We start from the raw sequence: 10,406 nt of genomic DNA on the forward strand, positions 1-10,406 counted from the left end.
TTTCATACTCCCTCTACCATGCCTTATCCCGGTGCGTCTGGACATAACCAAAGTGGGCGAACGCCGGGGTTGCTCTCGATCGGCGTGCAAGCCGTTCATGCTGAAGGTGTGTGGATGGCAGGTCAGATCTTGTGCTTGGCGCCTGGCGGATTAGTATAGAAAGCCTGCCGCCGCTATCCGGCCCATCGCCCGCCATGGAGGGAACATGTTCGAAAGCCTGGGAGTCATCAATGTCTGGACCTATCTGGTGGGGCTCTTCTTCATCATCATAGCGCCGGGCCCCAACTCGATTTATGTGCTGCGCACCGCCGCCGTGCGGGGCATAGGGCCTGGCTATCGCGCCGCCCTCGGGGTCTTCGTCGGCGATGCCATTCTCATCTTCTGCGCCTACCTGGGGATCGCCTCTCTCATTCGCACCACCCCCTTGCTGTTCACCCTGGTGCGCTACCTCGGCGCCATCTATCTGCTCTATCTGGGGGTGAAGATCCTCCATGCCAACTTCATTGCCAAGGGCGAAGGGCAGGAATCGGCGGTGGAGCTGGGGGAGCGCTATTTTTCCAAGGCCCTCACCTTAAGCCTCACCAACCCCAAGGCGATCCTCTTCTACGTTTCCTTCTTCGTGCAGTTCATCGACTTCAGCTATGCCCACACCTGGATCTCCTACCTGGTGCTGGCCGGAATGCTGGAGGCCATGAGCTTCGTCTATCTCACCCTGCTGATCTTCGGCGGCACCCTGATGGCGCGCTTCTTTGCGCGCAAGGTGCGTCTCGCCAAGCTGGGCAACGGCCTGATCGGCCTCTTCTTCATGGGCTTCGCGGCCAGGCTGGCGACCCTGTCGTCCTGATACCGCCCTTACCAGCTCCATCGGGCTGAATATGGCAGCGCTATGCCTCCCCGGCACCTGCCTGCGGTACACTAGGGCCCGATGAGAGGGCCTCTCTCTTTTCAATCCTGCCGCCGTGGTCTCATGTCCCTGATTTGATCGGGGACAGCCGTCCACGGCCAGATTCCTTCTATAGTGCGCCCCTTTGTGGCCATAGGCCGGAGGGCCCCATGCTCGAAAATCAGATGATGTTGTTGGCGGTGTTTGAACGGGCGGCGCTGATGCTGATGACGCTCTTCCTCCTGACCCGTACCAGACCCTTCCAGCGACTGTTCCAGAAGCGGGATCACACCCCGGCCGAGCTGCTGCTGGTGGCTGCCATCTTCGGCCTGTTCGCGGTGTTCAGCACCTACACCGGCATTCCGGTGGAGGGGGCGCTGATCAACGTGCGGATCATCGCCATCATCTCGGGCGGCATACTGTTCGGCCCCTGGGTCGGCATCCCGGCCGGGGTCATCTCGGGTCTGCACCGCTATCTCATCGACATGGATGGTCACACCTCCATCCCTTGCCTCATCGCCAGCATCATCGCCGGTCTGCTGGCGACCTGGCTTCACCTGAGATGCCGCAAGTCGCGGCTCTGGCTCTACGGCATACTGGCGGGCATGGCCTGCGAGGGGTTGACCATGCTGCTGATCTGGCTGCTGACCGAGCCCCATGCCGTGGGTGTGGAGATCGTCAGCCACATCGCCTATCCGATGATCGCCGGGACGCTCTGCATCGGCCTCATCATCAAGCTGGTGCAGGATCTGGATGACGAGAAGGAGCTGATTGCCGCCAAGCAGGCCAAGCTGGCGCTGGACATAGCGAACCAGACGCTGCCCTTCTTCCAGAACATAGATCGCCACTCCCTCGGTCAGGTGTGCGCCGTGATCCGGCGCGAGATCGACGCCGATGCGGTGGCCATCACAGACACCCGGGACGTGCTGGCCTATGTGGGGGTGGGCAAGGATTACTACGAGCTGGACGAGCACCACGCCATCAGCGACATGACCCAGAGAGCCGTGCTGCTGGACCAGATCATCATCAACAACGATCTGCGCCAGTATCACCTATCAGATTTTCACTCTGTCATCATCATCCCGCTGCGGGAAAACGGCGCCGTCAGCGGCACCCTCAAGATCTACTATCGCCGCACCCACAGCATCACCAGCTCGTTGCGGGAGATGGCGGTGGGCCTCTCCCAGCTCATCTCCACCCAGATGGAGGTGTCGCGCATCGAGCAGCTCAAGGAGATGACCCGCAAGGCGGAGTTCACCGCCCTGCAGAGCAAGATCAACCCGCACTTCCTGTTCAATGCCCTCAATGCCATCTCGTCGCTCATCCGCATCCGCCCCCAGCAGGCGCGCCAGCTCATCGCCAACCTGGCGGACTACCTGCGCTACAACCTCAACAAGGGGGACGAGCTCATCGACATTCAGGAGGAGCTGCAGCAGGTGCGCGACTACGTGGCCATCGAGCAGGCCCGCTTCGGTGACAAACTGGAGGTAGTGTTCGAGGTGGACGACGTCCACATTCAGGTGCCCTGCCTGCTGTTGCAGCCCCTGGTGGAAAACGCCATCCTGCACGGCATTCAGCCCCGCAGTGCGCCGGGCCGGGTCACCATAGAGGTGAAGCAGCTGGCGGGCGGCATCCGGGTGGCGGTGCGCGACACGGGTTACGGCATCAGCCAGGCGGTGATCGACGGGGTGGCCGCCGGCCGGGTGGAGAGCCGCAGCATAGGGCTGATGAACGTGCATCAACGGGTCAAGCTGCTCTATGGGGACGGCCTGCACCTCAAGCGGCTGGAGCCGGGTACCGAAGTCTGTTTCTATCTGCCGGATCAGGAGGCGATGCCATGTTGAGAGCCATCACTGTTGAAGACGAGTCGCTGACTGGAGAGGCGTTGTCATGCTGAAAGCCATTATTGTCGAAGATGAATGTTTGACGCGGGAGGCGCTGGCCTCTCCTGCGTTCCCTCAGGGGGCGATGCCATGTTGAAAGCCATCATAGTGGAAGACGAGTACCTGGCCCGGGAGGAGCTGATCTATCTGGTGAACCAGCACAGCCAGATAGAGATAGTGGCGAGCTTCGAGGATGGGCTGGAGGCGTTCAAATACCTGCAGGATCACGAGGTGGATGTGGTGTTTCTGGATATCCAGATCCCCTCCATCGACGGTCTGCTGCTGGCCAAGAACCTGCACAAGTCGAGCCATCCGCCTCACATCGTCTTCGTTACCGCCTACAAGGAGTTTGCGGTGGAGGCGTTCGAGCTGGAGGCGTTTGACTATATCCTCAAGCCCTACAACGAGCCGCGCATCATCAATCTGCTGCAAAAGCTCGAACATGCGGGCAAGTCGCAACCGGTGCAGGGAGGGGAGGTGAGCAGCCCGCAGAATCGCACCATCAACCTGGTGAAGGGGGAGCGCATCATAGTCACCCCCTGCGAGCAGATCTACTACGCGGAAGCGGACGAGAAGCTCACCTATGTCTACACCCGCACCGATCGTTACGTGATGACCATGGCCCTCAGCGAGTTTGTCAGCCGCTTGCCGGCTGAGGGCTTCTTCCGCTGCCACCGCTCCTACTGCGTCAACATCAACAAGATCCGCGAGATAGTGCCCTGGTTTAACAGCACCTATCTCATTCGGCTCCATGATCTGCCGTTCGAGGTGCCGGTCAGCCGCAGCAACATCAAGGCGTTCCGTCAGCTGATGCGCCTCTGATTGTCATTCATGCCTGCCGATCTGCATTTCATGCCTTAATCTGCCGGCGCGAGCCGCGTCTTGCCTATAGTGGCCTCAATTTCCTTATGGCCATTCCCCGAGACGCATCATGACTAAAGAGATGAATCGCACCCGGTATCTGACCCTGATCGGTACCATCATCACCCAGTTTGCGCTGGGATCCGTTTACACCTGGAGCCTGTTCAACGCCCAGCTCTCCGACAAGCTGGACGAGCCGGTGAGCCAGGTGGCCTTCGCCTTCGGCCTGCTCAGCCTCTCCCTGGCGGTGGCCTCCTCCCTGGCGGGCAAGCTGCAGGAACGGTTCGGGGTGCGCAACGTCACCCTGGGGGCTGGCGTGCTGCTCGGCATCGGCTTCTTCCTCACCGCCCACGCCAGCAACCTGGCCATGCTCTACCTCTGCGCCGGCATACTGGTGGGCTTCGCCGATGGGACCGGCTACCTGATGACCCTCTCCAACTGCGTGAAGTGGTTCCCGGAGCGCAAGGGGCTGATCTCCGCCTGCTCCATCGGCGCCTATGGCCTCGGCAGCCTCGGCTTCAAGTACATCAATCTGCTGCTGCTCTCCAACAACGGGCTGGAGGCGACCTTCCAGCTGTGGGGGCTGATCGCCATGTCCATGGTGCTGGTGGGCGGCATGCTGATGAAGGATGCGCCTCAGCAGGCCGCTTCCGTGCAGCAGACCGAGAGCCGCGACTTCACCCTGGCCGAGGCCATGCGCAAGCCGCAGTACTGGATGCTGGCGCTGATGTTCCTCACCGCCTGCATGAGCGGCCTCTATGTCATCGGCGTGGCCAAGGACATCGGCGAGAAGATGGTGGGCCTGCCAGCCGTGGTGGCTGCCAACGCCGTCGCCATCATCGCCATGGCCAACCTGGGTGGCCGTCTGGTGCTGGGCATTCTCTCCGACAAGATGTCCCGCATCCGTGTCATCACCATAGCCCAGCTGATTACCCTGGCGGGTATGGTGCTGCTGCTGTTCGTGCCCCTCAACGCCAACCTCTTCTTCGTGGCGGTGGCCTGCGTGGCCTTCAGCTTCGGCGGCACCATTACCGTCTACCCCTCCCTGGTGAGCGACTTCTTCGGGCTCAACAACCTGACCAAGAACTACGGCGTCATCTATCTGGGCTTCGGTCTGGGCAGCATCATAGGCTCCATAGTCGCGTCCCTGTTCGGCGGCTTTATGGCGACTTTCAACCTCATTCTGGTGTTGCTGGTGGTGGCACTGGTGCTCTCCCTCACCATACGGCTGCCGGCTCCCGTTGCGGTGGCGGCGGATCGGGGCTGACCTGGTCTCCACGGCGGTAAAAAAGAAGACCCGGGCCTTGGCCCGGGTCTTTTCGTTGGTACCAGCAACGCTTAGCGCGGCGGCAGGCCCAGCAGGGCGCGCAACTGGTGCGCGGTGGCCTCGACCGCAGACCAGTCGGTGCCGGTGACTGTCACATGGCCCATCTTGCGGCCGGGGCGGGCGTCGCCCTTGCCGTAGAGGTGCAGGTGCACGCCGGGCAGGGCCAGGGCGCTGGCCCAGTCAGGGGTGCCGCCCTGCCAGAGATCCCCGAGCAGGTTCAGCAGTATGGCGGGGCACACCTCGGCTTTTGCCGGCAGCGGCAGATCGCACAGGGCACGGACCTGCAGCTCGAACTGGCTGCAACCGGCGTTGTCGATGCTGGGGTGGCCGGAGTTGTGGGGGCGGGGCGCCATCTCGTTGACCAGCAGCGCGCCGCCGACCAGGAAGAACTCTACCGTCAGCACGCCCACGTAGTCGAGGGCGGCGATGATGTGCTCGGCGATGCGCTGAGCCTCCGCCTCCAGGGCGGGGACATTGGCCGGGGAGCGAGTCTGATCCAGGATGCCGCCACTGTGCCAGTTCTGCACCAGAGGCAGGGCGCTGATGGCACCGCTCGGGCTGCGGGCCAGGGTGAGGGCAAACTCCCCCTCCAGCGGCAGGCGCTTCTCCAGCACGCAGGGCACGCCGCTGGCAGCCAGGGCCGCTGGCAGCTCGTCGGCCTGGTGGATAGTCCACTGCCCCTTGCCGTCGTAGCCTTCGCGGGCCGTCTTGAGAATGGCGGGGAAGAGGTCGTTGGGCAGGGCCGACAGGGGCTCACCCGGCAGCAGGGTCAGGTTCGGGGCGACCGGCACGCCGGCACGGGTCAGGAAGGCTTTCTCTTCCCGGCGATCCTGGCAGACACGCACTGCGCTGGCCGCAGGGCGTACCGGCAGGTGCTGCTCCAGCAGGGCCAGGGAGGCGGCCGGCACGTTCTCGAACTCGCAGGTGACGGCATCACAGCGGCTGGCCAGATCGCGCAGCGCCTCGACGTCGTCATAGGCCGCCACTATCTGGGCGTCGGCCGCGGCGCCGGCGATGCTGGCGGGATCCGGATCCAGCACTATCACCTGATAACCGAGGCGGTGGGCCGACATCACGAAGTAGCGGCCGAGCTGGCCGCCACCTAGCATGCCGAGGGTAGCGGGGGGCAGTATCATGCCGGGTCCTCCAGTTGCAGGGCCAGCACCCGATCGCGCTCGTTGGCGCGGAAGCTGTCGAGCTGCTGATGATAGCGAGGGGCGTCGCCATCCTGGGCAACCGACAGCAGGGAGACGGCAAACAGACCGGCGTTTGCGGCACCCGCCTCGCCGATGGCGAAGGTGGCGACCGGCACCCCCTTGGGCATCTGCACTATGGAGAGCAGAGAGTCCATCCCCTTGAGCTGACGGGTCGGGATGGGCACACCCAGCACAGGCACTGTGGTCTTGGCGGCCAGCATGCCCGGCAGGTGGGCGGCTCCGCCGGCCCCGGCGATGATGGCGCGCAGGCCGCGTTCGCGGGCACTGGCGGCATATTCGAACAGCAGATCCGGGGTGCGATGGGCGGAGACGACGCGCGCTTCATAGGGCACGCCGTGCTCCTTGAGGATGCGGGCGGCCGCTTGCATCACGGGCCAGTCGGAGTCAGAGCCCATTACCAGGCCGATCATTGGGGGGGTCGTCATTACGGCTTCCTCGGGGGTGTCAAACGTTTGCCGCATGTTACCAAAAAGCCGTGGGACCTGGCTCAACATTTCTTGCGTCTGACCCCTTCGGATTGCGCCCAACAGCGGCCATGACAGAGGTGCAGGGTAGCATCTGTGCCACTCGGCACCCTCTTGTGGGAAAAAACGATGATAGAAATCCAGATGGCTATACATCCAATCTGGCTCTGCCTATAATCCCCCCGCTTTGGCGCATCATGCTTAAAAGGGAATCCGGTGAGAATCCGGAGCTGGCGCGCAGCGGTAAGGGGGAACGAAGCGACATCAGGGCACTGCCGTCAGGTGGGAAGCCGTCGCCGTAGGCCATCAGCCCCCAAGCCCGAAGACCTGCCAAAGTTCGTATTTCGGGCCGAGAGAAACCGGCCACGAAGTAGATGCTTACGCGAACTTAAGGATCTCTCATGTCCAAGAAATTATTGGCGGCTGCCCTGTTGCCAACGGCGGCCTTTGCCCAGTCTTCCCTTCCTGCCAATGACACCATGGTGGTCACCGCCAACCGGGTGGAACAACCCGTCAGTGCTGTGCTGGCTCCCGTGGTGGTGATCGATCGCGCCGAGATTGAATCCCGCCAGGTATCGAGCCTGACGGATCTGCTCAAGACCCTGCCCGGGGTACAGATCACCACCCTGGGTGGCCGGGGCCATATGAGCAGCCTCTTCATCCGCGGCACCAACTCCAACCACTCCCTGGTGTTGATGAATGGCCGCCCCATCGCCGCCATGGTGGCTGGCACGCCCGATCTCAGCCAGATCCCCCTCGGCAACATAGAGCGCGTCGAGTACATCCGCGGGCCGCGGGCCGCCGTCTACGGTTCCGATGCCATAGGTGGCGTCATCAACCTCATCACCAAGACCTCCGCCAAGAGTGGCAGCGAGACCCACCTGAAGGGCGGTGCAGGCAGCCATGGTTATGGTCAGGGTCAACTGCGCACCGTGCAGGCTCTGGGCCAGCAGACCGACATGAACCTGCTGGTGGGCTATGAGCGCACCGATGGGTTCGACGTGGTGGCCGGTGCCCAGCAGCCGGATCGGGACGGCTTCGACAGCCTCAATGGCCAGGTCGGGATGAACCATGCCTTCAACGACGCCTGGAGTGCCGATTTCAACGCCCAGGGTTATGACAACCAGACCGAGATGGACGACGCCTATCAGTCGGCCGACCAGAGCCGGGTGAAGGCCTTCCAGTACGACGGTGGCCTCAAGTTCCAGAGCGAGACCCTGACTAGCCGGCTGGAAGCCAGCTATGGCGAGAACAAGCTGAAGAGCTGGCTGGAGAGCCAGGGGGAATCCAGCGCCCAGCCGATCCACACCGGCTTGACCCGCTTCTCCTGGATCAACAGCTGGAGCGGCATCGAGGGGCTCAACCTGACCGGTGGCGCCGACTGGCAGCAGGAGCAGATGAAATCTGATTCGCGCAGCTATGGTCAGGCCTTCAATGCCCCGGATCGCGACAACACCGGTCTGTTTGCGGTGGGCAGTTATCGCTGGCAGGCCCTGCTGTGGGAGCTGTCCGGCCGCACCGATGACAACGAGCAGTATGGTCGTCACAACACCTGGTCCGCCGCCAGCGGGCTGGACATAGATGACAACCACAATGTGCGGTTGAGCTACGGCACCGGCTTCAAGGCGCCGACCTTCCTCGATCTCTACTATCCCGGTTATGAGAACCCGGATCTGAAGCCGGAAGAGAGCAAGAACCTGGAGCTGGACTTCTCCGGCCGTTACACCGCCTGGGATTGGTCAGTGAACCTCTATCGCAACCAGATCCAGAACCTGATCTCCTGCCAGAGCGCCTTCTCCAGCTGTAAACCGGACAACACGGATGCCGAGATCCGCGGCGTGGAAGTGGCACTGGGGCTGGAAACCGGTCCGCTCCATCATGACCTGAGCTTCGATTACACCAAGACCGAAGACAAGAACGACGGCGATCAGCCGCTGCTGCGCCGCGCCAAGCAGAAGGCGAGCTGGCTGACCCAGGCACAGCTGGGCCCGGTGGATCTGTCGACCGAACTGCTCTACGTGGGCAAGCGGGACGACAAGAACTTCAGCAGCTTCCCCGCAGAGCGGGTGGTGCTTAGCTCTTACACCCTGGTCAACCTGGGGGCCAGCTACGGGGTGACGCCTGCGCTGACCCTGGGCGGTCGCATCGATAATCTGTTCGATCGTGACTATGTCCCGGCCTATGGCTATGCCTCACCGGGCACCGAGTTCAAGCTGACCGCCGACTACCGTCTCTGATCTGCAGCTCTGCTTATATAGAGAGGAAAAAGCGAGGCCCCGCCATGTGCGGGGCCTTTTCTATTGGCCGCTGGCGGGAGTATGATCGCCGCCTCGCATCCAAGGGGGAGCTCTGGTGGCCAATATTCTCGTGTTCGACTCCGGTATGGGCGGCTTGACCGTCTATGGGGAGATCCGTCGCACCCTGCCGGCGCACAACTATTTCTACTGCTTCGACAACGCCCACTTCCCCTATGGCGAGCTGAGCGAACCAGAGCTGATCTCTGCCTGCACCGGTTTGGTCAGCCACATGGTGGCCGAACACGCCATCGATCTGGTGGTGATCGCCTGCAACACCGCCAGCACCATAGCCCTGCCATCCCTGCGAGCCACCCTGAGCATTCCTGTGGTGGGCGTGGTACCCGCCATCAAGCCTGCCGCCGCCCTGACCCGCAATGGTTGCATCGGTTTGCTGGCAACCCCGGGCACCGTCAGCCGCGAATATACCCATGAGCTCATCGCCCAGTTCGCGCCGGGCAAGCGGGTGCTGCTCAAGGGAGCGACCGAGCTGGTGATCGAGGCCGAGCGCAAGCTGGCGGGACAGCCGGTCAACATGGGGTTGCTGCGAGAGGTGCTGGCTGACTGGATGGAAGGGGAGGAGAGGCCGGATACCCTGGTGCTGGGCTGCACCCATTTCCCGCTGCTGGGGGATGAAATCCGGCAACTGATGCCGGAGTGCCAACTGGTGGACTCGGGCAATGCGGTGGCAAGGCGGGTGGCCCATCTGCTGGCCGCGCTTCCATCCACCCTGACTGGTGAAGGGCAGGGCCACGCCTATTGCAGCCTGCTGGATGCCCGGGCCCAAAAACTGACAGCCCCCTTGCAAGCATGGGGGCTGTCATCACTCGAAGAGGTGCTGTGCTGAGTCTTCAGGCGTCGACGTCGGCGCCTTCCCTCTCATCCCTGTCCCGCTTGTCGTTGGCTTCACGTACCTTGAGGGTGCGCTGCTGATACTCCTTGTCATTGAGCGCGGCTATGGCCTTGGCCGCATCGGCGACCGGCATCTCAACAAATCCGAAGCCCCTGCGCTTGCCAGTGGCCTTGTCTTTCATCAGACGGACGGAAATCACCAGACCCTGCTCGGCAAAGAGCTCGCGCACGGCAATCTCGTTGGCACGGTAGGGCAGGTTGCCTACATATAAAGTGCATGTTTCTTGGCTGGCGTTCTGCTCGGCCACAGCGGCAGGAGCCCGGTTAAGGAACAGCGGTACCACGAAACCGCCAATGGCCAGACCTACGGCAAAAATGACTTCGGCTTTCAGGGAAAACTGCAGGGCCTGGGCAACCAGATAACCGACCAGCGCCAACACCAGAGCGAGAACGGCCGCCTGCACATAAACGGGAAACTTGGATAAATTCATCTTTAAAGACCTTTTGTAAATGAAAGCAAAAAAGGTGCAACACTCTATTCACCTCCATGGTAACCAGCTTTACGACAGGACGCTACCATGGACCACTTGGGACACATTATCCGCTTCAGTATGGCATTCCTTAA

General features: G+C 62.3%; 9 protein-coding genes and 1 riboswitch. Of the genes, 6 read left to right on the top strand and 3 right to left on the bottom strand.

Annotated features, from left to right (window positions below; all coding sequences use genetic code 11):
- The first annotated feature begins 205 nt into the window (after positions 1 to 205).
- From leuE to Aeroheme_RS00285, 4 genes are all read left to right on the top strand, one after another.
- Positions 206 to 844, top strand: coding sequence for a leucine efflux protein LeuE (gene leuE, locus Aeroheme_RS00270; RefSeq protein ID WP_106885341.1), 639 nt, complete (start codon positions 206 to 208; stop codon positions 842 to 844).
- Positions 845 to 1,053: 209 nt separating this feature from the next.
- A complete protein-coding gene (locus tag Aeroheme_RS00275; protein ID WP_234570694.1) occupies positions 1,054 to 2,727 on the top strand; it encodes a sensor histidine kinase in 1,674 nt (557 codons plus the stop codon).
- 129 nt (positions 2,728 to 2,856) lie between these two features.
- Positions 2,857 to 3,588: a LytR/AlgR family response regulator transcription factor gene (locus Aeroheme_RS00280; protein ID WP_163135470.1), complete on the top strand. Its 732-nt coding sequence runs from the start codon at positions 2,857 to 2,859 to the stop codon at positions 3,586 to 3,588.
- 109 nt (positions 3,589 to 3,697) lie between these two features.
- Positions 3,698 to 4,894, top strand: a complete 1,197-nt coding sequence (locus tag Aeroheme_RS00285; RefSeq protein ID WP_167402191.1) for an MFS transporter — start codon at positions 3,698 to 3,700, stop codon at positions 4,892 to 4,894.
- Between the two features lie 71 nt (positions 4,895 to 4,965).
- Here Aeroheme_RS00285 and Aeroheme_RS00290 read toward each other — a convergent pair whose 3' ends face one another.
- Both Aeroheme_RS00290 and purE read right to left on the bottom strand, forming a co-directional pair.
- Positions 4,966 to 6,090, bottom strand: a complete 1,125-nt coding sequence (locus Aeroheme_RS00290; RefSeq protein WP_234570692.1) for a 5-(carboxyamino)imidazole ribonucleotide synthase — start codon at positions 6,088 to 6,090, stop codon at positions 4,966 to 4,968.
- A complete protein-coding gene (gene purE / locus Aeroheme_RS00295; protein WP_025325239.1) occupies positions 6,087 to 6,596 on the bottom strand; it encodes a 5-(carboxyamino)imidazole ribonucleotide mutase in 510 nt (169 codons plus the stop codon). Before purE ends, Aeroheme_RS00290 begins: the two co-directional genes overlap by 4 nt.
- A gap of 210 nt (positions 6,597 to 6,806) precedes the next feature.
- Positions 6,807 to 6,985, top strand: a riboswitch (cobalamin riboswitch).
- Positions 6,986 to 7,036: 51 nt separating this feature from the next.
- On the opposite strand from purE, the gene Aeroheme_RS00300 reads away from it, so the two are divergent.
- Positions 7,037 to 8,872 carry a TonB-dependent receptor domain-containing protein gene (locus Aeroheme_RS00300; protein ID WP_163135468.1) on the top strand — a complete coding sequence of 612 codons (1,836 nt, stop codon included), beginning with the start codon at positions 7,037 to 7,039 and terminating at the stop codon, positions 8,870 to 8,872.
- Between the two features lie 115 nt (positions 8,873 to 8,987).
- Positions 8,988 to 9,776, top strand: a complete 789-nt coding sequence (gene murI / locus Aeroheme_RS00305) for a glutamate racemase (RefSeq protein ID WP_411166500.1) — start codon at positions 8,988 to 8,990, stop codon at positions 9,774 to 9,776.
- 4 nt (positions 9,777 to 9,780) lie between these two features.
- Here murI and Aeroheme_RS00310 read toward each other — a convergent pair whose 3' ends face one another.
- The gene (locus Aeroheme_RS00310; protein WP_025325242.1) at positions 9,781 to 10,272 is read right to left on the bottom strand and encodes an RNA recognition motif domain-containing protein; all 492 of its coding nucleotides are present in this window, start codon (positions 10,270 to 10,272) and stop codon (positions 9,781 to 9,783) included.
- Between the last annotated feature and the right edge of the window lie 134 nt (positions 10,273 to 10,406).

It is taken from the genome of Aeromonas sp. DSM 116730, from assembly GCF_046581335.1.
GTDB lineage: Bacteria > Pseudomonadota > Gammaproteobacteria > Enterobacterales > Aeromonadaceae > Aeromonas > Aeromonas rivipollensis.

Coding starts and splice junctions, on each gene's coding strand:
- Aeroheme_RS00275 (WP_234570694.1), top strand. CDS start 1,054: ATGCTCGAAAATCAGATGATGTTGTTGGCGGTGTTTGAACGGGCGGCG.
- Aeroheme_RS00310 (WP_025325242.1), bottom strand. CDS start 10,272: ATGAATTTATCCAAGTTTCCCGTTTATGTGCAGGCGGCCGTTCTCGCT.
- Aeroheme_RS00290 (WP_234570692.1), bottom strand. CDS start 6,090: ATGATACTGCCCCCCGCTACCCTCGGCATGCTAGGTGGCGGCCAGCTC.
- Aeroheme_RS00300 (WP_163135468.1), top strand. CDS start 7,037: ATGTCCAAGAAATTATTGGCGGCTGCCCTGTTGCCAACGGCGGCCTTT.
- Aeroheme_RS00280 (WP_163135470.1), top strand. CDS start 2,857: ATGTTGAAAGCCATCATAGTGGAAGACGAGTACCTGGCCCGGGAGGAG.
- leuE (WP_106885341.1), top strand. CDS start 206: ATGTTCGAAAGCCTGGGAGTCATCAATGTCTGGACCTATCTGGTGGGG.
- Aeroheme_RS00285 (WP_167402191.1), top strand. CDS start 3,698: ATGACTAAAGAGATGAATCGCACCCGGTATCTGACCCTGATCGGTACC.
- purE (WP_025325239.1), bottom strand. CDS start 6,596: ATGACGACCCCCCCAATGATCGGCCTGGTAATGGGCTCTGACTCCGAC.